This is a genomic window from Haloarcula sp. KBTZ06, from assembly GCF_048595605.1.
In the GTDB taxonomy this organism is placed as follows: domain Archaea; phylum Halobacteriota; class Halobacteria; order Halobacteriales; family Haloarculaceae; genus Haloarcula; species Haloarcula hispanica.
The window spans coordinates 743,927-766,716 of sequence record NZ_CP184337.1 but is presented as its reverse complement, the minus strand read 5'-3'; the positions used below and the strand labels follow the sequence as shown (position 1 = coordinate 766,716).

The window sequence follows — 22,790 nt, the reverse complement described above, 5'->3', positions numbered from 1 at the left end:
TCACGTCGGGGCTGTCGGCCCACCGCTGATGACCCAGAATGGGCGATACATCCACGGTTCCCACGACGGTATCTGTTCGCCGTTTGGCGTTTGTATGACTGTAGTCTGACGGCGATTTATATACATAGAGACAGCAGTGGTCATCGGGGGCACGGAGGAAAATGTCACACGCTCCCCGACCCCATCCTTCCTTCATACTGCCGGCTGTGTTAGTGAAGATGCCCGCTACCCAGAGGTGGCAAGACACTTCACCGGCTCACAGCCGGCAGTATCGGTGGGCCGGCAACTATCTATGCAAGCCCCTCGTATATGAATTAAACCATGTCTGGTCATGGACCCAGCGTCGCCATCGCCTGTCAGGGCGGCGGCAGCCACAGTGCGTTTACCGCCGGTGTGCTGCAACGACTCCTACCAACTGTCGACAACGAGTACAATCTCGTGGGGTTGAGTGGTACTTCCGGTGGCGCGCTCTGTGCGGTCACGGCCTGGTACGGACTGCTCAGTGATGGCCCCGACGACGCCGAGAAGCTGCTGGGAGACGTCTGGTGTGACGTCGCCGCCACGACACCGCCCTCGGTCCTGCTGAACGAGTCGCTCGTCTGGCGCAAGCGACTACAGAATCTCATGGTCCCTGCGGCCGACATCTCGCCCTACGCGACGCCAGGAGCGGTCGGCCACGACTGGTTCCTATCGCTGCTCGACCGCCACATCGAGTTCGACGAGTTCGACAGTCTCGCCGACGAGGTACCACCGCATGTGACCGTCGGCACGGTCAACGTCAACAGCGGCGTGTTCGAGACGTTCACCGACGATGCCATCACAGCAAGGACGGTGCTGGCCTCGGCCGCGTTCCCGCTGCTGTACAAAGCCGTCGAACTGAACGGTCACTGGCACTGGGACGGCCTGTTCTCACAGAACCCACCGATCCGGGAGTTCCTGACCAGCGACCGACCGAAACCGGACGAGATCTGGGTCATCCAGATCGAGCCACAGACCCGCGACGACCGACCGACATCGCTTGCGGAGATCACCGACCGCCGGCAGGAACTATCGGGGAATCTCTCGCTGAATCAGGAGCTGTTCTTCGTCCGGAAGGTCAACGAATGGGTCGAAAAGGGGTATCTCCCGGACGATTTCAAACACATCGAGATACGGCGACTGGGACTCGATGAAAAGCTGACAGCAGCTTCGAAGCGCGACCGCGACCCTCGGTTCATCGAGGACCTCATGGAAACGGGCCGGGCCGAAGCCGGCGCGTTTCTGGACCGGATACCAGAGTAAGCACCCGCCTTCTCAGTAGCTCTTCGCGAAGTACGCCGTCTCCTCGGCGTCCTCACCGCAGATGGCGCAGTCGTCGTGGATCGGCTCCTCGTCGCGGTCGAGGGGAACCATCACGATTTCGGCCGCGATAGCGTCTTTGATCGGTTCCTCACAGTCCGCGTCGCCGCACCAGCCACACTTCACGTAGCCGCCGTGCTGGCCGATAGTGCCCAGAATCTCCTCACGGGACTCAGCCTCGCGGATTTCGCCCTCCAGCGTCTCCTCGGCGTCGGCGTACAGCTTGGCGTGGACAGTGTCGAGGTGGTCGGTAACGGTGTCAGCGATGCCCTCGCGGTCGACGGTCGCGTTCTCACCGTCGGGCCGGTGGACCAGCGTGGCTTCCCCGTCCTCGACCTCGTGGGGACCGATTTCGATTCGGAGAGGAACGCCGTGTAGTTCGTGCTCGTTGTACTTGAAGCCGGGATTGCGGTGCTCGCGGTCGTCGAGTTCGACGCGGACGCCGGCCTCGTCCAGTTCGGCAGCGAGGTCGGCGGCGTAGTCGATGACTTCGTCCTTGTTGTCCTCCTGCCAGATGGGGACGACGACGACCTGATCGGGTGCGAGCGCGGGCGGGAGCACGAGCCCCTGGTCGTCGGAGTGGGTCATGATGAGCGCGCCCATCGCGCGCCAGGACAGCCCCCACGAGGTCGTGTGGGCGGTGTTCTCCTCCTCGTCGGCGTCGGCGTATGTGATGTCGAACGCCTCGCCGAAGGAGGTCCCCAGATAGTGAGAGGTGGCGGCCTGAACGGTCTTGCCGTCGGGCATCAGCGTCTCGATGGTCGTCGTGGTGTGTGCCCCGGGGAACTTGTCGTGCTCGGGCTTGCGGCCCTTCAGCGGCGGCATCGCCATGACCTCCTCGTAGAGGCGAGCGTACTGGTCTAGACGAGTCATCGTCTCCTCCCACGCGCCGTCCTCGTCGGCGTGGGCGGTGTGACCCTCCTGCCAGAGGAACTCCTTGGTGCGGAAGAACGGCTTCGTCTCGGTGGCCTCCCACCGGACGACGGAACACCACTGGTTCAACCGCAAAGGGAGGTCCCGGTGCGAGCGGGTCCACTGGGCCATGAACGGGGCGATGATGGACTCGCTGGTGGGCCTGACGGCGAGGCGCTCTTCGAGTTCCTCGTGGCCGCCGTGGGTCACCCACGCGACCTCGGGGTCGAACCCCTCGACGACGTCTTTCTCCTTCTCCAGATAGCTCTCGGGAATAAACAGCGGGAAGTAGGCGTTCTGGACGCCGGTGTCCTTGAACCAGCCGTCGAGGTTGTTCTGGATACGCTCCCAGATGGCGTAGCCGCGTGGTCGCGTGACGATGAACCCGCCCATGGGGGCGTAGTCCGCGAGGCCTGCCTTCTGGACGACCTCGGCGTACCACTCGCCGGGTGAATGCTCCTTGCTCTCGGTAATGCCGAGTTCCTGCTCGCCACTCATTAGGTGTGTCGTGGCCCACGGCGCTAATAAACTCCCCGAAGGGTGGTGAGCCGCTGGCACGCCGACCGGACCAGTTCGATGCCCCGCTTCGCGCCGCGAGGACCATCGTAGCGGAGGTCGATCTCAGCTCTATTCCGCCCGTATAGAGAGACTGTCTCCGGGCTCCGGGGTCCCGAAGGCCGATGCCGCGGACCCGCCGCGCAAGAACAGCTCCTGATAGGGGTCACTCCCACCAGCCGACCCTGGGACGATAGCGAGGACTCCCTCCGGAACGTTCGATACAGCATCCCTGACAACGACCTCACGGGACTCACCGTTGAGTTCGACAGCGACTGTGTCACTACCGGGTTCGAACTCCGAGGTTCGAATCGAGGTCTTGACGTTCCCGTACCCGTCGACGTGACAGACCACGGACTCGGGCGGGGCCGGGACGTCGTCGAGTGAGCGCTCCGCGCCCAGCGACGAGCGGTTCCCGTTCGCGATTTCGGCGACCCGGCGCGGGAACACGTCCCGCGAGCGGAACTGGCCGGTGTCGGCCGGCAGTTCGATCTCGCGGAAGGTCGTCGCGCGGCCGGCGATAAACGAGAGGTTGTAGCCGGCGTCGACGGCGACGACGGGGACGCCGTTGTCCAGTTCGAGATAGCACAGGGGCCCGCCGGTGTCGGCCCGCTCCGGCGTCGATTCCGTGGTTCGTGGCGCGGTGTTCGAGTAAATCAGCAGGTCGTCGAACGACGGATTGTGGATGCCGAGCTGCGCAATCCAGAACCCCGTGGCGACCGTCGAGAACGGCTTGACTTCGGTCGACTGGACGGTCATCGTCGGGTCGGCGGCAGTGAGACGGTGGACGACCTCCGAGAATGCCGGATCGGCCGGGCCGTAGTCCGCGATGAGATGGACGAACGTGCTCATGAAAGGCTCCGGTCGCTACCACGTCGGTGAACCTGTATAATCTTGTGCCTTGGTAACAGAGCCAGCGCTGTCAAACGCACCCCGCGCCGACACTCAGGCACCGATTGTCGTCAGCGAGGCGATAGAGTCAGCGACACGGCGTTCCATTCCCGTCCCGGTGAATCCCGGCGCGGGGTCGACAGCCTGCGCGTAGAACCCTTCCTTGCTCTCGACGAACTCGACACAGAGTGCCCGCGCGCCAAAGCGGTCCAGCAACTCCCGGACGCGGGCCGCGAGCGTCACCTCGACAGTCTCCTCGCTGATGACGTGGTCCAGCCCGGACACTTCCGACCGGACCTGAATCGCCCGCAGATGGGTTTCGCGGCCGTCGTTGACGGCGAAGTACTTGTACTCCACCGGCTCCTCCCGAACCCGGGCCTGGTAGAAATCGCCCTCGTCACTGTTCGCCGGCATCCCGTCCCAGGCGTAGCGAGTCCGGGCGATGTAGTCGTGATCCGGCTTTTCGAACCAGACGGTCGGGACCTGACAGCCGACCTGCTCCAGCCCGTGGAGGGCGACGAGTCGGCAGGCCAGCGCCGTCGTCGGCAGGAACCCGTTCCACGTCTCGACGCCGACCCTGTCGGCGTAGCGAAGGGCGCTGAATGACTCGGGCCGGAGCGTCGTGTTGACGAGTGCGGCCAGGTCGTCGATATCGGCTCTGGCCACCGGGTTTCCGGGGCGGAGAAACTGGACGTCGAACCCCCGGGCGGAGAGCCGCTCTGCGACGGCACCGAACACCGGGTGTTCAGGCTCGCAGATGAAGCCGATGCAGTCCATACCGCCACGTCTCAGCGGTCCGATAAAAAAGTCGCGCAAAACCGAACGACTGAGGCACCGTGGTTCCGAAGTAAACGCCTGATGAAACCGCTCAGTATTGGGGGCCATCTCGGTGCCGGGAGCTGGGACATCGCCGCCGTCGTCGTCCTCTCCGCTGTGGCCGGGGCGGTCCTGTGTGGGCTTGCCCTGGTCGCGTACCGCCAGCGCGGGACGCGTGCGTATCTGTTGATTGTGCTCGCACTCGCCGCGCTGTTTGCCCGCCCACTCATCGCGCTGCTGTCCGGATTCGAACTGGTCTCAGGACCGACCCACCATTTCCTCGAACACGCGCTCGATACCCTCTTTGTCGTCCTCGTCCTCGGTGCAGTGTACTACGCCCGGACAGTCGAGAAACGCCTCGACGAGGAGGGGCTATGAGCGACACCAGAGCGCGGATTTACCGGCACATCGAGTCCAATCCGGGAGTTCACTTCCGGGAGCTAACCCGGGCGCTGGACCTCGCAACGGGACAGGTACAGTACCATCTGGGCCGACTCGACCGCATCACCAGCGAGTCGATCAACGGGCGCACGCACTACTACACGGCGTCGTTCGACCCCTGGGAGCGCCACGCCATCGCCTTCCTCCGTCGCGAAACGGCGAGAGACGTTCTTGTCACGCTCGTAGAGCGCGAAGCCGCTCGCCCCGGCGAAGTGGCCGACCACCTCGACATCGCTCGGAGCACGCTCGAACACCACCTCAGCGGCCTGGTCGAACACGATATCGTCGAAAAGCGTCGGGACGGTGGACGGGTGACGCTGGCGCTCTGTCGGCGTGACCAGACGGTCGAGCTGCTCGCGACGGTGGACCCCACGGCCCCCGACCGCCTGTCGGACCGCTTCACCCGGTTACTCGACCGACTCTTCGAGAGCAGCTAGTTCGACTATCCGCGGACAGTGGCTGATTTCGAGTCCCGTACCACAACCCAATTGCACGGGCAGTCCATAGGGTGGGTGATGACTGAACGCGGAATTTCCCGACGCGAGTTCGCCAAGAGCGCCGTCGCCATCGGCGGCACCGCGGCGCTGGCCGCCTGTCTCGACCGCGGGTCGGGGACGGTACCCAAGGGAACCGACGACCCCTCGTCTCTCCCGGCGCGTCAGCACGCCTGGGACGCGTCGCTGGCGACCGACGACGCCGGGAACCACCGACTGTCGCGCCACCACGTCCTCCTGCTGCTGGATTACACCGGCGACGGAACGCCGACGGATGCCGGCCGCGAGCAGGTCGATACGGCGCTCCGCGACCTCGAACAGGCCTACGAGTGGAGCAACGAGGGGCTACTGTTCACGCTCGGGTACAGCCCGGCCTACTTCGACCGCTTTGAAGCCGACGTAGCCGGCGTCGACCTGCCAGAGCCGATGGCGCTTGCCCCCTTCGAAGACCCGGAACTCGACACGCCCGACGCGCTCCTGCACCTCGCCAGTGACGACGAGCGAGCCGTCATCGAGGCCGAAGAAGCACTGAAGGGGAATCGGGACACTGCGAACGACCACGAGATGAGCGCTACCTTCGAGGGCGTCCTGCGCGAGGCAGAGCGACGGACGGGGTTCGTCGGGGCCGGCCTCCCCGCCGAGAACCAGGACGTCGACGGGGTTCCGGACTCCGACCCGGTCCCCGAAGAGGCCCCGCTGTTCATGGGGTTCAAATCCGGGTTCAAGGAAAACCAGGCCTCCGAGGACCGCGTGACGGTCGATTCGGGACCGTTTGCCGGCGGCGCGACCCAGCACCTCTCGAAAATCCGGCTGCAGCTCCAGCAGTGGTACGAACAGGACTCTCGGGACCAGCGCGTCTCGAAGATGTTCTGTCCGGCCCACGCTGACGAGGACAGGGTCGAAGGCGTCGGCGAGAACCTCGGCACCGACAACGGTGCCAGCGAGTGTCCCGAGGACGTGGTCGAAAGCGGGCGACAGAAGGGCGTCGTCGGTCATGCACAGAAGATGTCCCGCGTCAGGGACGACGGAACACCGACCATCCTCCGCCGGGACTTCAGTTCGACCGACGACGGCGAAGCGGGGCTGCACTTCCTCTCGCTACAACGCTCTATCGCCGACTTCGTCGCGACGAAACAGGCGATGAACGGAACGGACGTCGCTAACGACTCCGCCGTCGGTCAGCGAGTGAACAACGGTATCCTCCAGTACATGACAGTCACGCGACGCGGGAACTACCTGCTCCCCCCGCGCTCGTTGCGGGCGCTCCCACCGGCCGACCCAGCCTGACGGGTCGATGTCGTCAGGAGACCGCGTCACGGTTCTCGACTGTCTCACGAGCCAGGGCGTCGGCGCCGACGCTGTACCGATACGACTGGGTAAAGTAGTCGGATATCGGACCGTCCGTCGCTGTCGAGCCGGCCGGCGGGTCGGTCGTCGACGACCCTGTACAGGTGATGACGACGTCGTACCCCCACGACCGCTCGGTGACGTTGTCGATGCGGCAGTCGAGGGTCATCTCGGTGTGTTCGCCCTGCCACAGACCGTTGTAGACGCTCCGGTACTGGTACTCGTAGACGAACTCACGGGCGGAGGACTCGTTCAGCGTCGCGGGCTGGTCGGGCGGGTCCTTTGGACCGTCATGGAACTCGACAGTCCCTGTCGGGGATGCAACGGTTGTCGCTGCCTCCGACGGGGGCGCTGACTCCGGCGACGGTCCACCGAAACATCCCGCGGCCAAGACGACGAAGCTGAGGACCGCAGTACGGGCGATTCTGGAGGACACGGCCGGGATTGCACCGACCGATAGCAAATGTCTTGTGCCGTTTCGGTCTCGCCACGACATTCGGCTATCGTACCAGAACGGTCTTTCAGACGAGGACCCAAAGGCGGTCCATGAATCGCCGAGAGTTCCTCGCCAGTGCCGGCCTCGCCGGCACGACGGTCCTGGCGGGGTGTGGTTCGCTGAGTTCCCAGTCGACACGCGCTCCCCCGCTGGTCGAGAACCGCCCCGACGCCACGTACCGCCCCACCCACGCCGAGGGAATGGGGATGGCCGGGATGGCACAGGCAGGCGAGTACATGGTCGGGCTGAGCTACTCCTTTCCCCACCGCTTCTGGACGGTCACCGGGACGACGGCCGAAAAGGTCGACATCCGGAGCGAGGACAGCGTCCACCTGATGGCAACCATCTGGGACCCCGAGACCGAGATGGTGCTGCCGGTGTCTGCCGGCCTCTCGATCACCATCGAACGCGACGGCGAGACGGTCGCCGACAAGTCCCCGTGGCCGATGATCTCCCAGAACATGGGCTTTCACTACGGCGACAACTACGCGCTCGACGGCGACGGTGTCTACCAGCTTTCCGTCCGCGTCAACGGGATGGGGGAACGCCGACTGGGGGGCTTCGACGGTCGGTTCGGCGAGGCCGGCGAGGCAACGGTCGAGTTCGACTTCGCACAGTCCACCCGCGACCAGCTCTCCTTCGAGGAGTTCCCGGACTCGCAGGGCGAGCGCGGGGCGGTCGACCTGATGAACATGGACATGGTACCGACATCGCAGGTCCCAGAAGTGTCGGCCCTGCCCGGAACGGTCCTCGGGACGGACAAAGGGAGCGACGGCGTGTACGCCGTGACGTGGGTACAGGACGCCGCGTTCCTCTCCGATGGCGAGTCGTATCTCGCCGTCTCGGCTCGGACGCCGTACAACCGCGTTCCCCTCCCGATGATGTCCCTCGACGGGAGTGTTGAGGCCGACGGCGAAACGGTGTTCGACGACGCGCTGACCGCTGGGGTCCACCCCGAACTCGGGTATCATTACGGCGCAGTCGTCGAGACGGCGACCCAGGAGCCGTCTGTCGGTGTCGACGTCGTCGCCCCGCCACAGGTGTCCCGCCACGAGGGGTACGAGACGGCGTTCCTGACGACACCCTCGTTCTCGTTTTCGGGAGGCTGACCGCCTCGACCAGTCGTTCGGTTGCGAGAGCGGACCATGGCTCACTCCACGGCGAACGGACTCTCCGTCTGTTGCCACGGCCAGCCCGGGACCCGCGTCTGAACCCCGGCCGCGAGTGCGGCGTCGAGGTCGTCAGCACCCGCGGCCGCTGTGTCGTCCCCGTGGGTTCGCACGTCCGCGACGTGGAAGGTGGCCTCCGCGAGCAGCCGGAGCGGTTGCTCGCCGGCAATCATCGCTGCCAGCTCACGGCCCAGCAGTTCGTCGACGACGAAGCCCGGGTAATCGCTCTCGACGTCCAGTTCTCGAAGCAGATGAACCAGCGCTGCGACGTTGACCGCACGGTCGCCGTCGGCGAACACCTCGTCGATGGCGGCCGTGTAGGCGTCGTCTGTGAGCGGCTCGACGTCGACGTCGAACTGGGACCCGAGATGGGCTCGCGTTTCGTTCACCAGCGGGACGACGTCGCTACGACGGTCCTGTACCCATTCGTACTCGTCGCGGACTGTGTCCGGTGTCAGTCGCATGGTGGCGTCTCACACGGTGTGCGTTTACTCCTTTGGGCAACAGCGCGTCGACCACGGTCCGGCCCCCTACCCTCCGTATTGCGAAGGCTTTTATAACACGAGGGGAATACTGAGAAATAGAGGACGGTTTTCCGGACATCTCTCCACGTCCGGAGGCAACTCACCGATAACTGATGACTTTATTAGAGAGCGTACATCCCGCGGCACCAGGTCGGCCCGCGCCAGCCGTGGACGGCCCCGCTACCGGGATGACACCCCGTTTTGAGCTATGAGCACTGTAGACAAGCAACTCGAAGACGTGAAGGCAACGATCGACGAGGAAGTCCCGCGCCGTATCTCCGTCTCGGATGTCACGTACGAGGGACCGGAACTCGTCATATACACGCGGGACCCGAAGGAGTTCGCCGCGAACAGCGACCTCGTTCGCCGGCTCGCGTCGAAACTCCGCAAGCGAATCACGGTCCGCCCGGACCCGGACGTACTGGCCCCGCCAGCCGAGGCTGAGGAGGCGATTCGGGAACTCATCCCCGAGGAGGCCGGCGTCATGGACCTGAATTTCCACACCGACACCGGCGAAGTCGTCGTCCAGGCCCAGAAGCCCGGCGTCGTCATTGGCCGGCGCGGCTCGACCCTGCGTGACATCACGCAAGAGGTCGGCTGGACGCCCGAAGTCGTTCGAACGCCCCCCATCGAGTCCTCGACGGTCGAGAACGTCCGGAACTTCCTCAAACAGGAGCGTGAGGACCGCCGGGACATCCTCGAACGCGTCGGCCGGCAGATCCACCGCGAGCCGATGTCCGACGACGAGTACGTCCGTATCACGACACTGGGCTGCTGCCGAGAGGTCGGCCGCGCCGCGTTCATCCTCTCGACGCCGGACACGCGCATCCTCATCGACTGTGGTAACAAGCCCGGGTCGAACGGGGAGCAACCGTATCTGGACATCCCGGAGGCGTTCGGGGCCGGGACCAACGGTATCGACGCCGTCGTCCTGACCCACGCACATCTGGACCACTCCGCGCTGGTCCCGCTACTGTTCGAATACGGCTACGACGGCCCCATCTACTGCACCGAGCCGACGCGGGACCTGATGGGCCTGCTGACGCTGGATTATCTGGACACTGCCGCGGACGACGGTCGGACCCCGCCGTACGACTCCGAGATGGTCCGCGAAGCCATCAAACACACCATCCCGCTGGAGTACGGCGACGTGACCGACATCGCGCCCGACATCAAACTGACGCTGCACAACGCCGGCCACATTCTGGGCTCGTCGGTGTGTCACTTCCACGTCGGCGACGGCCTGTACAACGTCGCCTTCTCCGGCGACATCCACTACGACGACACGCGCCTGTTCGACGGCGCGGTCAACGACTTCCCGCGGGTGGAAACGCTCGTGCTGGAGTCGACCTACGGCGGCCGCAACGACTACCAGACCGATCAGGAAGACTCAGAGCGAAAGCTCAAACAGATCATCCAGAACGCCTACGACCGCGACGGGAAAGTGCTCATTCCGACCTTCGCCGTCGGGCGGTCACAGGAACTCATGCTCGTCCTCGAAGAGGCGATGCGGAACGGCGACATCCCCGAGATGCCGGTCCACCTCGACGGGATGATCTGGGAGGCGACGGCCGTTCACACGACCTACCCCGAGTATCTCCGCGACGGTCTGCAGGACCGTATCTTCGACGAAGACCAGAACCCGTTCCTGGCCGATCAGTTCAACCACATCGACGGCGGGGACGAGGAACGACAGGAGATCGCCGATGGCGATTCCGCTATCATCCTCTCTACTTCGGGGATGCTTACCGGCGGGCCGGTCATGTCCTGGCTCGAACAGCTCGGCCCCGACCCGGATTCGACGCTTACCTTCGTCGACTATCAGGCGCAGGGAACGCTTGGTAATCGTATCCAGCGCGGCGTAGACGAGGCGCCCGTCGGCGGCAACGGGCGCAGCGAGACGGTCCCGCTGGAGATGACCGTCGAGACGGTCGACGGCTTCTCCGGCCACGCCGACCGACAGGGACTCGAAAACTTCGTGAAGACGATGAACCCCCGACCCGAGAAGATCCTCTGTGTCCACGGCGACGAATCCGCGACACAGGACCTCTCCTCGTCGCTGTACCACGACCAGAACATCCGGACCTTCGCGCCGGAGAACCTCGAAACGTTCCGCTTCCGCTGATCCAGTCGCCGTTCCCGGTTCGTTCTCACTCCCCGATAGCCGGACGAACCTCTATACGGCAGGCGGGTGAACTACCGCGTATGGACATCATCCAGTATCTCGACGAACTCGAACCGGTCGGGATGGTACTCATCGGGCTCGTACTGTTCATCATCCCTGAGCCGGCCACCTCCACGCTGGGTATCGGCCTGATGGTGCTCGGCGGCGCGTGGTGGTTCTACGAGTGGAACCGGTGAGATAACTCACAGCAGTCCCGATGAATCACGACCGCATTCACGCGCAGGAACCGTCACACCACCGCGACAGCTGGACCGTCGGTACAATCACCGAGATAGCGGAGCGAGACGGCCACTGTGTCGTCACCGTCGAAAACAAGTCCGGTGCGCCGACTGAACTCGTCGTCACCATGGCCATTCGCGACCTGTTCGTCAGTCGGCTCGACATCGGCGACGACGAAGATCCGGTCGGCGAGCGCGTCTGGTTCCGGAAACGCGGCGGGTCGTAGCCAGCCGCTGACGCGTCCGGTCACCGTTCGACGGGACGCTACGACAGATCGACGATCCGGTCGGCCCAGCGCCGGAGCCTATCGAGCGCGTCCCGTTCGGCCCGGGACACCGGATTATCGACGCCCAGTTCGTCGCTGTCGAAGGCGTTGAGGACGGCTACGTCCGCCTTTTTACAGTATTCGGTGAGCCGGCTGACCGCAGCGGCGTCGTGCTGGAACGGAATCGTCGCGTCGTTGACGAACACCGCGCGGGGATTCTCCGGGAGCGCGTCAATCAGTCGCTCGGCACGGCGGGCGTTTTCCCGGGCGAGTGCGACCGCCTGCTCGGCCGTCTCGCTCTCGGCGCGGGGCGCACTGGCGTCGATCCGGCCGACCCAGACCGACTCCGGGACGCTGATAAATCGATCAAGACGGCCGCCTAATACAGTCCCGTCCAGTTCGATTTCGGGCGCGAAATCGAGGACGACAACGCCCTCGGTGCCCTCGCGGTCGAGCCATGCCTCTATGGCGGCAGCGGTCGTCCGCGTCTTGCCGGCGTTGGAGGGACCGGTGACGAGCGTCGACCCAGAGAGTGGGAATCCAACGCCGGTCACGCGAGGAGTTCCTCCCGGAGGAACTTCCCGCCGAGGCCGGCCATGGCGAGGCCGAGGACGATGGCAAACGCCAGCACGAACCCGGAGAGCGGGCCGACGCCGCCGCCGAGCTGTTCGACGACGAAGTTCCCGGCGAGCCCGCCCGAAACTGCGATGAGCGCCAGCCCGCCGGCGTTCGCCGCCAGCGAGTTCGACTCCGGAACCGCGTCGGAGTTCAGGAGATAGAGGACAAGGGCGATGACGAACGGAGTGCCGACGGTGCCGAGGGCAAGCACGAGGACGAGCTGGCCGAGCACGTTCCCGCCGATGAACGCGCCCGGGGCAGAGAGCAGCGCGACGGCGACGAGTAGCCCGCGGTAGCGGCTGTCCTCGATAGTGGTGCCCCAGCCGAGCTTGTCGGCGAGCAGGAACGGCGGGACGATGGTGTTGCCGCCAAGCGTCGACACGGCCGCGCCCCAGAGGCCGAGCAGGAACAGCCAGCGAGCGCTGTCGCCGACCAATGGACCGAGGGCCTCCGCAGCGCCGACCGTCGTGAGGTCGCCGGAAGTGAGCACGCTCGCCGTCACCAGGAAGATGGCGAGGCTGTAGATGCCAAACGCCACCAGCATAGACGCCCCCACGTCGACCGTCGCGAGGTCGTAGTCCTCGCGGGTCCAGCCCCGCGCTCGCATCGTGTAGGAGTGCATCGTGATGAGCGTGATGTGGACCGCGCCGCCGAGGATGCCGGCCGCGACCAGCGCGCTCCCGGACGGGACGGACGGAATCAGTCCGGTCACCGCCGCGCCGGCGTCGATGGGGACGACGAACAGACTGGCGACGAACGCGACGACCACGAGCAGGACGAGGACTTTCGCGGCGAGTTCGAGGAACCGGTAGCCGCCGCCGGCCAGGCCCGCCGCGAGGATGAGCGCCCAGGCGACGCCCCAGATTCGCGCGTCGATACCGGTCACCGTCGCCGAGACCGTGGCGACAGTCTTCATGATTACGAGCTGTGCCACGCCGGCCGCAAGCACCGCGTCGCCGACCAGCAGCCACGCCCACGCGTCGCCGAGGTGCTCCTCGACGACGGCGACGATGCCCCGTTCGGTCAGAAGTCCCAGCCGCATCGCGAGGTACTGGGCCAGCGCTCCCGCCCCCGCGGAGAGGACGACGACCCACAGGAGACTGTAGCCGAACGCACCGCCAGCGGTGACGAGGCTGGCAATCGTCGCCGGGCCGGCGGCGATTGCACCCGCGATCCAGGACGGCCCCATCGCTTCGGCGTATTCACCGAGTGTTCCCTTGCTAACAGCCGAACTGTCGACGGTTTCGGTCGAACTCATACCTCCGGCTTGGGTGAGGCCCCCTGAAAACCCTGCCGACATATTGTTCGGTGGTATTCTACGGTAATTCGACTTCAGTAAAGCGATTATGCGAAAATGACAGCGCTGGCCGAATTGACACACCACACGCTCACCGAGCGGAACGCTACCGAGAGCAGGACAGACCGCTCCGACTCAGAGTTCAACGGTTCCGAGGTCCGATTCCAGTTCGTCGACGTGGTCGTTGTAGGCGTCGACGAAATCCGCGAACTGGGGGGCGTACTCCCGGATGTCGGCGGCCGACGGCGGTTCGTACTGCGAGAGGAGATAGAGCCCGTTGCTCCCGCCGACCCGGAGGTACGACGCGCCGTCGGTGTCCCATTTGAGTTCCCAGCGCGTGCCGCCGATTCGGTCGGTGAAGGTCCCGTAGTCGCCGCCCTCGTAGCGCTGGAGTTCCCGGGCAATCTGGTCGCAAATCTCGCGGATGCGGCCGAGGACACGGTCGCGCTCGGCCACGACGCCGTCGGTGGTGGCAATTTCCGGGAACTCGGTCGATACGTCGTCGAGCACGCCGTCGAGCGACGCGACGTAGTCGTTGAACCCCTCGACGAAGGCGTCGTAGTCGGCGAGTGCGGCGGCCAGCGGCTCCGGCTCGGGTGGCTGTTTGGTCGAGATGACGTACGTGTCCGAGCCGCGCGACGGCGAGAACCGCAGATACTCCAGATCGCCGCCCTCGTACTTGACGGTCCACTCGCCGCGGTCGGTCTCGATGTCCGCCTGCCCGTAGTCGCCGCCTTCCAGCCGGGCGAGCTGGTAGGCGACCTGTCCGGCGTGGTCCCGGACCGCCGCGACCAGTTCGTCACGCTGCTGTGCAACGGCCGTTGCGTCGGCAGGGTCCACCGGTGGCCACTCTGTCACAGTAGACGGAAGCGACGGGACGGCAATAACAGGCTCGGTCGGCTACTCTGACTCCAGCAAGGCGTCGTCGCCGTGGCGTTCGCGGAGCGCCTCGAAGTACTCCTGCTGCTCGTCGATGTTCTGCGTGGACTCGGCGTACACGTCGGTAAAGAGATCCGTCGGTTCAGCGGCGTGAGCCTCCGCGTTGTCGATAATCTCGCCGAGTTGCTCGTCGATGGTGTCGTCCATCACGTCGATCTTCTCGTCGTCCAGCAGATTGCAGTTCCTGAGGAACTGCTCCATGCGGTCCAGCGGGTCGCGTTCGCGCCACTGCTCGACCTCCGCGTCGTCCCGGTACACGTCCGGGTCGTCGGCGGTCGTATGTGCGCCGAAGCGGTACTGGACGGCTTCGATGAAAACGGGTCCCCGCTCCTGTCCGTCGGCTCCCACGGCCCGCTCCCGTGCGGCCTCGGTGACGGTGTAGGTCGCCAGCGGGTCCATCCCGTCGACCTGCACGCCGTCGAAGCCGTAGGCGTCGGCCTTCTGCGCCAGCGTCTGGCTGGCGGTCTGGCGCTCCCGCGGGACGGAGATAGCCCACTGGTTGTTGTTACAGAAGAACACCGTTGGTGTCTCGAACACGCCGGCGAAGTTCATCGCCTCGTGGAAGTCCCCTTCGCTGGTGGCCCCGTCGCCGAAGTGGACGATACCGGCGCGCTCGTCGCCCTTTCGCTTTGCCGCCCACGACCACCCGACGGCGTGGGGCAGGTGTGCACCGATGGAGATGTTCAGCGGGAACACGTTCACGTCGCCGAGAGCGGCGTTGCCCGCTTCGTGGCCCATCCAGTAGAGGACGTACTCCCAGGGGAGCCCGCGGGCGACGAGCGCGCCGTGTTCCCGGTACTGATAGAAGATTGTGTCCTCGTCGGCCAGCGCGTACGTCGACCCGACCTGAGACCCTTCCTGGCCCGCCAGCGAGGAGTAGGTGCCGAGCCGACCCTGCCGCTGGAGACTTATCATCCGCTCGTCGAACTGCCGCGCAAAGCGCATATCGCGGTACATCGAAACCAGTTTCTCGTCAGAGAGGTCCGGGATGAGGTCCGGGTCGACGATCTCGCCATCGGCGTCCAGCGCCTGCGCCTGGTCGTCGTACGCCCTATCGAGCACGTCGGTTGCCATGTCGTATCACCACACTCGGTGCGGACTGGCAAAAAGGTGTGTCTGAGCCATGATTCACTGACGGAACAAGGATTCGTCAGTCTCAATGACCTTTTCCCAGACCACGGCCGCCATCGCCGCTTAGTCGAGCCACTCCAGCACGCGCTGGCGGGCGTCGGCTTGGTCGTCGGGCATGACCTCAAGCACGACGTTGCCGTCGAACTCCGAAGCCAAAATTTCGGCTGTTCGTTCGAGGGGTATCTCCCCGTCGCCGAAGGGGAGGCCGTCGTTCAACAGCGTTCCGTCGGTGAAGTGGACGACCTGAATCTGGTCGCCGTAGCTTTTCAAGAGGTCCGAAAGTGACTCCAGATACGCTGGCTCGGACATGAACAGGTGGGCCGTATCGAGCACCAGATCGTGGCCGCGGTCGAGCAGTAGATTCGCCAGCGAGAACTGGCTCGCGCCGGGGTTGTTCTCGTAGCCGCAGGGGGCGGCGAAGTCGTAGCTGTCCAGCAGGGCGGTGTGCGTGTGCTGGGCGTACTGGCTGTGGACAACGAGATAGGCGTCGAGTCGCTCGGCAAGCGCATCGCTCCGGCGGAACGGTTCCGGATCGTCCGGGCGGGCGTGAAGCGTGTGGACCGACGCCGCCGAGACGGGTGACTGTTTGACCATCGCCGCTGTAGCCCCGACGTCGTCGAGGTCCGACGGCCGGAGGTGGAGTTCCACGCTGTCGAAGCCTCGGTCGGCCGCGGCGTCGAGCTTGGCTGTGGTCGGCGGGCACTTGCCGACGATATTCATTGGAGGGAGATTCCACGACGGCGAAAATAAAACAGTCCCTTCGTCGACACGACTGGCCCGAGTATTCATGCTGTTTCCGTCCAATATGTCGGTGATGCCCGGCAAAGCGAACCCGGAGACGGACGAGAGTGCGGTGACACTCTGGTGGGAACACCACCTGTCGCACACACATGCAGTACTCTGGACCGTCATCCTCGTCGCAACAGTCGGGGACATCCTCCTGACGATGACTGGGCTCACGGTCGGACTGCAAGAGGGGAACGTCGTCGTCAGCACGATGCTCGCGGAGTTCGGGCTGGCGGGCCTCTGGCTGGTGAAGTTCGGGGCGATGCTGTGGCTGGTCGCCGGGTGGCGACTGCTCTCCGAACACAACGCGACGGTGTTTCTCGCCCTGTTCGCCGTGGTGACGCTCGCGGTCGTTGCTTACAACGCCGTCACCATCCTGCAGTACCGCGGGGTGATAACGGCTGTTGCGGTGTTTTGAGGGGTGACGCGTTAGGATTCGGGAACACCGGCGTTAAGTACCACTGGGTGTGACCACGGAGTAATGGATAGACGTTCCTTCCTGACAGCGGCCGGTGTGACAGTGTCCGTCTCGTTTGCCGGCTGTGCCGGGCTGGGCGGTAGCGACGAGTCGAGCACCGAGGCATCGAGTACGGACGAGTCAACCGCGACCGGAACGAGTACCGGCGACGCCGGCGATGTAGAGGAAACGCTCGTCGTCGGAACCTACAGCGCCTTCGTCGACTCGCCGTCGACGAGTCCGGGCGCGTGGGTGAAACAGCGCTTCGAGGAGGAGTTCGACGCCCGCCTGATCTGGCAGACGCCGAGCAACGAGGTCAACCACTACATCGAACGCCGGAACGCCGGCGTCGACATCGAGGCCGACATGTACCTCGGGCTGAACACGGACCACCTCGTCCGGGTCGACGAGAACCTCGACGACGGGCTGTTCGCCGGGGTCGGCGACGTGGCCGGCCAGGACGACATCAAACCGGGGCTGCAGTTCGACCCCGACGGCCGGGCGATACCCTACGACACCGGCTACATCAGCCTGGTGTTCGACGGCACGGAGACCACAGCACCGGAGACCTTCGACGGCCTGCTTGCGGAGGAACACGCCGGCGACCTCATCACGCAGAATCCGTCCAGTTCGGCTACCGGCCGGGCGTTCCTGCTGCACACGGTCAAGCAGTTCGGCCCGGACGGCTATCTGGACTACTGGAGCGACCTGCAAGAGAACGACGTTCGGGTGCTTGGCTCATGGAGCGATGCCTACAGTGCGTGGTCGGGCGGCGAAGCGCCGATGGTCGTCTCCTACTCCACCGACCAGGTGTTCGCGGACCAGAACGACGCCAATCTGGAAGAACACCAGATCCGCTTCCTGAACGACCAGGGCTACGCCAACCCGGAAGGGATGGCGGTCTTCGATGGAGCGGACACGCCCGACCTCGCCCGGGAGTTCATGGGCTTCCTGCTGCGCCCGGAGATTCAGGGCGAAATCGCCGTCCGGAACGTCCAGTTCCCGGCGACCGAATCCGCCGACCTCCCCGAGGACTACGCCGAACTGGCTCAGGAGCCCCCGGAGCCGGTCACGTTCGGCTACGACGAACTCAAGGGCTCCGTCTCGGGCTGGATCTCCGACTGGGAACGGCAGTTCGCCTCGAACTAACGACGACCGACTGTGGCCCGAGATTCAGACGGCGGTGCCGATGGTGGCGGCGGGGGGTCGACAGGGACAGCGAACAGTCCGTCCCGCGAGCGGGGCCGGACCGTCCGCAACACTATCGAGCGTCGGGCAATCGTCGGGCTCGCGGTCGCAACTATCGCCCTCTTGCTTGGCATCTTCTACTACCCGGTGGCGACGGTGTTCATCGACAGCGTCCTCGTCGACGGCCGCTTGACGGGCCGGGTGTTCGTCTCGATACTGCGGGACCCGTTCTACCTCGGAGAGCCGGCGCGGTTGCTCGCCGGCGAACCCATAGCGAGCGTCATCGAGGACGCACTGTCGCCGGACCGGCGGCTGGGCGTCATCGGCTTCACGGCGTATCAGGCGGCTCTCTCGACCGTCGCCAGCGTCGCTCTCGGCCTGCCGGCGGCGTATCTGCTCGCTCGGTATGAGTTCCCCGGTCGGCGAACGCTCCGGTCGCTAACGATTCTCCCCTTCGTCCTCCCGTCGATAATGGTCGGGGTGGGCTTCGTCGCCACGTTCGGCCGGAACGGGACGCTCAACGCCGTGCTCGGCGCGCTCGGTCTGGGGCAGGTGAATCTCCTGTTCACGCTTGAGGCCGTCGTTATCGCTCACGCGTTCTACAACGCGCCCCTCGTGGCGCGGGTGACCACCGCCGCCTGGGAGTCCGTCGACGCCAGTGCGGTCGAGACGGCCCGGAGCCTCGGCGCGAGCCCCGTCCGAGCGTTCCGCGACGTGGTCGCCCCGCAGCTGTACCCGTCGGTGCTGATGGGGGCGGCGCTGACCTTCGTGTTCACCTTCAGCACGTTCCCCATCGTCCTCGCGCTGGGCGGGTTCCAGCTGGCGACCGTCGAGGTGTTCGTCTACCGGCTCATCCGAGACCTGGAGTACGCCGAGGCGGCCGCCCTCGCGCTGATTGAACTCGGCATCTCGCTGGGGCTGCTGTACGCGTACCTCCGGTACGAGGCCAAGCATACTGTCCGGTCGCGGGGGATTCGACCGCTTCCGCGGCGGCCGCTGACACCGCCGTCGTTCTCGGTCCGGGAACTGCTCCCCCGGCTGGGGCTCGCCGTCTACGCCGTCGTCGCGCTGGCGGTGTTCGTCGCGCCGATAGCGAGCATGGTGCTCGCCAGCCTCAGCGGCCCGGAGGGGCTGACGCTGGCGAACTATCAGTTCCTCATCGACCGCCAGACGACCGGCGCATCGTTCCAGGTCCAGCCGTGGGATGCGGTCAAGAACTCACTGCTGTTCGGGGTCGCCTCGCTGGCCGTTGCCCTCCCGATGGGCGTCGTCGTGGCCGTTCTCACGACGCGGGACTACCGCGGCCGGAAGCTCGTCGACGCCGTCGCGATGGCCCCACTCGCCGTGTCGGGTATCGTCGTCGGCCTCGGCCTGCTTCGTGGCCTCGTCTTCGGCGTCGAGGTCGGCGGCTCGCGAATCGCCGTCGGCGGCAGCTTCGCCATCGTCTCCGCCCACGCTGTCGCGGGCTACCCGTTCGTCGTCCGGACGGTCGCGCCCGGACTCGAGGGAGTCGACCACACGCTGGTCGAATCCGCCCGCGCGCTCGGCGCGCCGCGTGCCAGAGCGCTGCTGGACATCGAACTGCCGCTCGTGTGGCCAGCGGTCATCGCTGGGGCCGCCTTTGCGTTCGCTATCTCTATCGGGGAGTTCTCGGCGACGATTGTCCTCGCCTCGGGAACGAACCAGTTCACGATGCCCATCGCCATCGAGCGGTTCATCGGCCGCCGTCTCGGTCCCGCGACAGCGATGGGCGTCGTCCTGCTCGTTGTCACCAGCGCGAGCTTCCTGCTCATCGACCGGCTGGGGGGTGACGACGTTGGGTTCTAAGGAGTCGCCGTCGGACAGTGCTGCCGTGAACCGGACCGCCCCGCCGGCCGTCGAACTCGACGGCGTCACCAGACGCTACGGCGAGACGACCGCCGTCGAGGACCTGTCGCTTTCCGTTCGGGACGGCGAGTTCTTCACGCTGGTCGGCCCCTCCGGCTGCGGGAAGACGACGACGCTCCGGCTCATCGCCGGCTTCGAGGACCCGACGCAGGGCGAAGTCCGGTTCGGCGGCGAGTCCGTCACCGGCGTCCCGCCGGAGGGCCGCGACGTGGGCGTCGTCTTCCAGAACTACGCGCTGTTCCCGCACATGACCGTCGGGGAGAACGTCGCCTACGGCCTCTCGTTCTCCGACCCGCCCGGCGGCGGCAGCGACGAAGCGCGGGTTCGTGAGCTGCTGGAGCTGGTGGACCTCGACGGTATGCAGGACCGGGACCCAGACACGCTTTCCGGCGGCCAGCAACAGCGGGTGGCGATGGCCCGCGCGCTGGCCCCCGGCCCCGACGTGCTCCTGCTCGACGAGCCGATGAGCGCCCTGGATGCGAAGCTCCGGGAACGGTTGCGCGTGCAGGTCCGCGAGATTCAACAGGAACTGGGCATTACGACGATTTACGTCACCCACGACCAGGAGGAGGCCTTAGCTGTCTCAGACCGCGTGGCAGTCATGCGAGACGGGACGCCGGAACAGGTCGCGCCGCCGCGGACCATCTACCGCGAGCCGGCGACAGAGTTCGTCGCCACCTTCGTCGGCGACAACAACGTCCTCAGCGGTGAGGTGACGGCAGTTCGGTCGACCGACAGGGTTGACGATTCCAGCGACGAGAGTGGACGATCCATCGCGGACGTGACGGTCGACAGTACGACGCTCTCAGTGGCCCTGGATGGTGACAGCGACCCGGAGGCCGCTGTCTCGGCCGGGGACCGGCTCACGTTCTGTGTGCGACCGGAGCGGCTTACCCTCGATGCCGACCGGAACGCGCTGACGGCGACCGTCACGAGCGCGGAGTTCCTCGGGGAGACGACGCGCGTTCATCTCGACTGGGAGGGTCGAGAAATCCTGTTACGAGCCGAAGACCCGCCGACGGGCACGGTGACAGTCGGCTTCGACCCGGCGGACGCACACACTGTCGACAGACAGTAGTAAGCTACCAATCCTCACGCCCACGCCGGAATGGAGCCTGTTTTAACCCACCTGTGGTTATCGCCGATATAAATATGACACGCGGGGCCGTCGCAGGTGGTCGGCAGAGGCGTATCGGAGCGTGTCGACAGGGCTGGCGGGAACACCCAGCTTCAAACCAAAGCCATGTCGGAGTCCGGCCAGCTAGGCGCGACGGGGTGCAGTGATGGTCGAGTTCGAACCCCGGCTGTTCGACGATATCGACCCGTCTGAGCGGCCGTCGCTGGGTGCCGCTCTCGTGCCGATTGCGGGAATGATTGTGTTCCTCAGTGTGGGCCTCATTGCCTTCGACTTGGACCCACAGTTCCCGCTGTTCTGGGGGATCGCCTTCACCGGCCTGTTCGCACGGTATCACCTCGGGCTGACGTGGGAAGACCTGTACGACGGGATCGCCAGCAGCCTGCTCATGGGCATGCGGGTAATTCTCATCATGTTCACCGTCTACGCGCTCATCGCGTCGTGGATTCAGGCGGGCACGATTCCCAGCCTCATGTACTTCGGTTTAGAGCTATTCACGCCGACAGTGTTTCTCCCAGTAGCGGCCATCCTCTCTGCGATAATCTCCTTCGCCGTCGGCTCGTCCTGGACGACGGCCGGGACACTCGGGGTGGCGCTCATCGGCATCGGTTCGGGACTGGGTATTTCCGAGCCGATGACCGCCGGTGCCATCCTCAGCGGGGCCTACACGGGGGACAAGCAGTCCCCGCTCTCGGATACGACGAACCTGGCCGCCGCAGTGACAGACACGGACCTGTACGAACACATCAACGCGATGCGGGCCGGCACGCTCGTCGCGTTCACGATTGCCGTCCTCCTGTACGCCGGCCTCGGACTGCGGGCCGCTGGGGCCATTCCTACTGACCGGGTTGCGTCCATCCAGGCGGCAATCGAGGGCACGTACGTCGTCTCGCCGTTCGTATTTTTACCGGTCGTTGTGACCTTCGGGCTTGCGCTGCGTGGCATCCCCGCACTGCCGACGCTCGGAACGGGCGTGTTCGCTGGCGTCGCAACCTCGATGCTCGTGCAGGGAACCGGGTTCGGTGCCGCCTGGTCGGCCGCACAGTCCGGAACAGCGCCGGAGACGGGCATGGAACTCGTGAACGGACTCCTAGAGAGCGGGGGGCTGACCGGCGGCGCGTGGATCGTGACGATTGCGATTGCCGCGCTCGCGCTGGGCGGACTGCTCGAACGAGCCGGCGTGCTCGCGGTCCTCTCTCACCATCTCGGGCGACTCTGTCACAACGTCGCGAGCCTCACAGGCGTGACCGCTGTTTCCGCTGTTTCGATGAACATTCTCGCAGCAGAACAGTACGTGAGTATCGTGGTCCCGGGGATGACGCTCGGTAATCTGTACAACGAACAGGGGCTCAAGAGTCAGAATCTCTCCCGAGCCATCGAAGCGTCGGGAACGACCACGAGTGCGCTCATCCCGTGGAGCAGCGGCGGTCTGTTCATGGCCGGGACGCTCGGCGTCCCGACGCTGGAATACGCGCCGTACTACTTCTTCGGCTTTCTCTCGCCGCTCGTGCTCCTGTTCATGGGGGTCACTGGCTGGCAGATCGTCTATGCGGATCGAACTGGCGCGGAAGAGACGACTGTGCAGTCCGGTGGTGGCGGGTCGGTGACGGCAGGCGAGGACTAATCGGCCTTGCGCTGCCAGCAGTCGTGAATGTGTGATCGTGACTGAACGCTGGCGGCTTTCTCGTGCGCGTGCGCGC

The 22,790-nt window shown here is 65.4% G+C and carries 23 protein-coding genes; 13 read left to right on the top strand and 10 right to left on the bottom strand.

Translation table 11 applies throughout. The features are described from left to right. Nucleotides 1-321 precede the first annotated feature (321 nt). The gene (locus ACNO8S_RS04135; RefSeq protein WP_014039834.1) at nt 322-1,281 is read left to right on the top strand and encodes a patatin-like phospholipase family protein; all 960 of its coding nucleotides are present in this window, start codon (nt 322-324) and stop codon (nt 1,279-1,281) included. A gap of 12 nt (nt 1,282-1,293) precedes the next feature. On the opposite strand, the gene proS is transcribed toward ACNO8S_RS04135, so the two are convergent. The 3 genes from proS to ACNO8S_RS04120 form a co-directional block, all read right to left on the bottom strand. Next, nucleotides 1,294-2,748 (bottom strand): proline--tRNA ligase, encoded by a 1,455-nt coding sequence (gene proS / locus ACNO8S_RS04130; RefSeq protein ID WP_420182520.1) that lies wholly within the window; start codon nt 2,746-2,748, stop codon nt 1,294-1,296. A gap of 129 nt (nt 2,749-2,877) precedes the next feature. Further along, nucleotides 2,878-3,657, bottom strand: a complete 780-nt coding sequence (locus tag ACNO8S_RS04125; RefSeq protein WP_420182519.1) for an SAM hydroxide adenosyltransferase — start codon at nt 3,655-3,657, stop codon at nt 2,878-2,880. Between the two features lie 93 nt (nt 3,658-3,750). Beyond that, nucleotides 3,751-4,473, bottom strand: coding sequence for a hypothetical protein (locus ACNO8S_RS04120; RefSeq protein WP_064288366.1), 723 nt, complete (start codon nt 4,471-4,473; stop codon nt 3,751-3,753). Between the two features lie 81 nt (nt 4,474-4,554). Between ACNO8S_RS04120 and ACNO8S_RS04115 the strand changes: the two genes are divergently transcribed. The 3 genes from ACNO8S_RS04115 to ACNO8S_RS04105 all read left to right on the top strand — a co-directional run bounded on the left by ACNO8S_RS04115 (nt 4,555) and on the right by ACNO8S_RS04105 (nt 6,734). Beyond that, entirely contained in the window at nt 4,555-4,890 is a 336-nt protein-coding gene (locus ACNO8S_RS04115; RefSeq protein WP_050006893.1) for a DUF7471 family protein, read from the top strand. Further along, a complete protein-coding gene (locus ACNO8S_RS04110; RefSeq protein ID WP_050037721.1) occupies nt 4,887-5,390 on the top strand; it encodes a winged helix-turn-helix transcriptional regulator in 504 nt (167 codons plus the stop codon). The genes ACNO8S_RS04115 and ACNO8S_RS04110 overlap by 4 nt, the downstream gene beginning before the upstream one ends. Nucleotides 5,391-5,468: 78 nt before the next feature. Further along, nucleotides 5,469-6,734, top strand: a complete 1,266-nt coding sequence (locus ACNO8S_RS04105) for a DUF7405 family protein (RefSeq protein ID WP_420182518.1) — start codon at nt 5,469-5,471, stop codon at nt 6,732-6,734. Between the two features lie 13 nt (nt 6,735-6,747). On the opposite strand, the gene ACNO8S_RS04100 is transcribed toward ACNO8S_RS04105, so the two are convergent. Then, on the bottom strand, nt 6,748-7,230 hold the full coding sequence (locus ACNO8S_RS04100; protein ID WP_420182517.1) for a hypothetical protein: 483 nt from the start codon (nt 7,228-7,230) through the stop codon (nt 6,748-6,750). 110 nt (nt 7,231-7,340) lie between these two features. On the opposite strand from ACNO8S_RS04100, the gene ACNO8S_RS04095 reads away from it, so the two are divergent. Then, nucleotides 7,341-8,399: a DUF7350 domain-containing protein gene (locus tag ACNO8S_RS04095; protein ID WP_064288362.1), complete on the top strand. Its 1,059-nt coding sequence runs from the start codon at nt 7,341-7,343 to the stop codon at nt 8,397-8,399. 41 nt (nt 8,400-8,440) lie between these two features. Here the strand turns inward: ACNO8S_RS04095 and ACNO8S_RS04090 are convergent, their stop codons facing one another. Then, on the bottom strand, nt 8,441-8,923 hold the full coding sequence (locus ACNO8S_RS04090) for a hypothetical protein (RefSeq protein ID WP_064288361.1): 483 nt from the start codon (nt 8,921-8,923) through the stop codon (nt 8,441-8,443). A 268-nt stretch (nt 8,924-9,191) separates the two neighbouring features. On the opposite strand from ACNO8S_RS04090, the gene ACNO8S_RS04085 reads away from it, so the two are divergent. The 3 genes from ACNO8S_RS04085 (at nt 9,192) to ACNO8S_RS04075 (ending at nt 11,613) form a co-directional block, all read left to right on the top strand. Continuing rightward, nucleotides 9,192-11,108 (top strand): beta-CASP ribonuclease aCPSF1, encoded by a 1,917-nt coding sequence (locus tag ACNO8S_RS04085; RefSeq protein ID WP_064288360.1) that lies wholly within the window; start codon nt 9,192-9,194, stop codon nt 11,106-11,108. 80 nt (nt 11,109-11,188) lie between these two features. Beyond that, nucleotides 11,189-11,344, top strand: coding sequence for a hypothetical protein (locus tag ACNO8S_RS04080; protein ID WP_008310249.1), 156 nt, complete (start codon nt 11,189-11,191; stop codon nt 11,342-11,344). A gap of 20 nt (nt 11,345-11,364) precedes the next feature. Next, nucleotides 11,365-11,613 (top strand): hypothetical protein, encoded by a 249-nt coding sequence (locus ACNO8S_RS04075; protein WP_050037716.1) that lies wholly within the window; start codon nt 11,365-11,367, stop codon nt 11,611-11,613. Nucleotides 11,614-11,651: 38 nt separating this feature from the next. Here ACNO8S_RS04075 and ACNO8S_RS04070 read toward each other — a convergent pair whose 3' ends face one another. The 5 genes from ACNO8S_RS04070 to ACNO8S_RS04050 form a co-directional block, all read right to left on the bottom strand. Further along, nucleotides 11,652-12,206: a hypothetical protein gene (locus ACNO8S_RS04070; protein ID WP_420182516.1), complete on the bottom strand. Its 555-nt coding sequence runs from the start codon at nt 12,204-12,206 to the stop codon at nt 11,652-11,654. Beyond that, entirely contained in the window at nt 12,203-13,528 is a 1,326-nt protein-coding gene (locus ACNO8S_RS04065) for a divalent metal cation transporter (RefSeq protein ID WP_050037715.1), read from the bottom strand. Before ACNO8S_RS04065 ends, ACNO8S_RS04070 begins: the two co-directional genes overlap by 4 nt. A gap of 174 nt (nt 13,529-13,702) precedes the next feature. Next, the gene (locus ACNO8S_RS04060; RefSeq protein ID WP_014039820.1) at nt 13,703-14,407 is read right to left on the bottom strand and encodes a hypothetical protein; all 705 of its coding nucleotides are present in this window, start codon (nt 14,405-14,407) and stop codon (nt 13,703-13,705) included. A 60-nt stretch (nt 14,408-14,467) separates the two neighbouring features. After that, nucleotides 14,468-15,580 (bottom strand): pyruvate dehydrogenase (acetyl-transferring) E1 component subunit alpha, encoded by a 1,113-nt coding sequence (gene pdhA, locus ACNO8S_RS04055; protein WP_014039819.1) that lies wholly within the window; start codon nt 15,578-15,580, stop codon nt 14,468-14,470. 120 nt (nt 15,581-15,700) lie between these two features. Continuing rightward, nucleotides 15,701-16,357 (bottom strand): sugar phosphate isomerase/epimerase family protein, encoded by a 657-nt coding sequence (locus ACNO8S_RS04050; protein ID WP_420182515.1) that lies wholly within the window; start codon nt 16,355-16,357, stop codon nt 15,701-15,703. Between the two features lie 94 nt (nt 16,358-16,451). Here ACNO8S_RS04050 and ACNO8S_RS04045 point away from each other — a divergent pair, with 94 nt between their 5' ends. The 5 genes from ACNO8S_RS04045 (at nt 16,452) to nhaC (ending at nt 22,714) form a co-directional block, all read left to right on the top strand. Continuing rightward, nucleotides 16,452-16,841, top strand: a complete 390-nt coding sequence (locus ACNO8S_RS04045) for a DUF5658 family protein (RefSeq protein ID WP_151146797.1) — start codon at nt 16,452-16,454, stop codon at nt 16,839-16,841. A 63-nt stretch (nt 16,842-16,904) separates the two neighbouring features. Continuing rightward, a complete protein-coding gene (locus ACNO8S_RS04040) occupies nt 16,905-18,029 on the top strand; it encodes a thiamine ABC transporter substrate-binding protein (RefSeq protein ID WP_420182514.1) in 1,125 nt (374 codons plus the stop codon). 12 nt (nt 18,030-18,041) lie between these two features. Next, nucleotides 18,042-19,895, top strand: coding sequence for an ABC transporter permease (locus tag ACNO8S_RS04035; RefSeq protein WP_420182513.1), 1,854 nt, complete (start codon nt 18,042-18,044; stop codon nt 19,893-19,895). 25 nt (nt 19,896-19,920) lie between these two features. Next, nucleotides 19,921-21,033, top strand: coding sequence for an ABC transporter ATP-binding protein (locus ACNO8S_RS04030; RefSeq protein WP_050037711.1), 1,113 nt, complete (start codon nt 19,921-19,923; stop codon nt 21,031-21,033). A gap of 205 nt (nt 21,034-21,238) precedes the next feature. Next, nucleotides 21,239-22,714: a Na+/H+ antiporter NhaC gene (gene nhaC / locus ACNO8S_RS04025; protein WP_050037710.1), complete on the top strand. Its 1,476-nt coding sequence runs from the start codon at nt 21,239-21,241 to the stop codon at nt 22,712-22,714. Nucleotides 22,715-22,790 lie beyond the last annotated feature (76 nt).

Bases quoted from the DNA above. Each gene is read 5' to 3' on its own strand.
- ACNO8S_RS04075 (WP_050037716.1), top strand. From the start codon at position 11,365: ATGAATCACGACCGCATTCACGCGCAGGAACCGTCACACCACCGCGAC.
- nhaC (WP_050037710.1), top strand. From the start codon at position 21,239: ATGGTCGAGTTCGAACCCCGGCTGTTCGACGATATCGACCCGTCTGAG.
- ACNO8S_RS04040 (WP_420182514.1), top strand. From the start codon at position 16,905: ATGGATAGACGTTCCTTCCTGACAGCGGCCGGTGTGACAGTGTCCGTC.
- ACNO8S_RS04090 (WP_064288361.1), bottom strand. From the start codon at position 8,923: ATGCGACTGACACCGGACACAGTCCGCGACGAGTACGAATGGGTACAG.
- ACNO8S_RS04105 (WP_420182518.1), top strand. From the start codon at position 5,469: ATGACTGAACGCGGAATTTCCCGACGCGAGTTCGCCAAGAGCGCCGTC.
- ACNO8S_RS04110 (WP_050037721.1), top strand. From the start codon at position 4,887: ATGAGCGACACCAGAGCGCGGATTTACCGGCACATCGAGTCCAATCCG.
- ACNO8S_RS04095 (WP_064288362.1), top strand. From the start codon at position 7,341: ATGAATCGCCGAGAGTTCCTCGCCAGTGCCGGCCTCGCCGGCACGACG.
- pdhA (WP_014039819.1), bottom strand. From the start codon at position 15,580: ATGGCAACCGACGTGCTCGATAGGGCGTACGACGACCAGGCGCAGGCG.
- ACNO8S_RS04125 (WP_420182519.1), bottom strand. From the start codon at position 3,657: ATGAGCACGTTCGTCCATCTCATCGCGGACTACGGCCCGGCCGATCCG.
- ACNO8S_RS04065 (WP_050037715.1), bottom strand. From the start codon at position 13,528: ATGAGTTCGACCGAAACCGTCGACAGTTCGGCTGTTAGCAAGGGAACA.
- ACNO8S_RS04045 (WP_151146797.1), top strand. From the start codon at position 16,452: ATGCCCGGCAAAGCGAACCCGGAGACGGACGAGAGTGCGGTGACACTC.
- ACNO8S_RS04120 (WP_064288366.1), bottom strand. From the start codon at position 4,473: ATGGACTGCATCGGCTTCATCTGCGAGCCTGAACACCCGGTGTTCGGT.
- ACNO8S_RS04115 (WP_050006893.1), top strand. From the start codon at position 4,555: ATGAAACCGCTCAGTATTGGGGGCCATCTCGGTGCCGGGAGCTGGGAC.
- ACNO8S_RS04085 (WP_064288360.1), top strand. From the start codon at position 9,192: ATGAGCACTGTAGACAAGCAACTCGAAGACGTGAAGGCAACGATCGAC.
- ACNO8S_RS04050 (WP_420182515.1), bottom strand. From the start codon at position 16,357: ATGAATATCGTCGGCAAGTGCCCGCCGACCACAGCCAAGCTCGACGCC.
- ACNO8S_RS04080 (WP_008310249.1), top strand. From the start codon at position 11,189: ATGGACATCATCCAGTATCTCGACGAACTCGAACCGGTCGGGATGGTA.
- proS (WP_420182520.1), bottom strand. From the start codon at position 2,748: ATGAGTGGCGAGCAGGAACTCGGCATTACCGAGAGCAAGGAGCATTCA.
- ACNO8S_RS04135 (WP_014039834.1), top strand. From the start codon at position 322: ATGTCTGGTCATGGACCCAGCGTCGCCATCGCCTGTCAGGGCGGCGGC.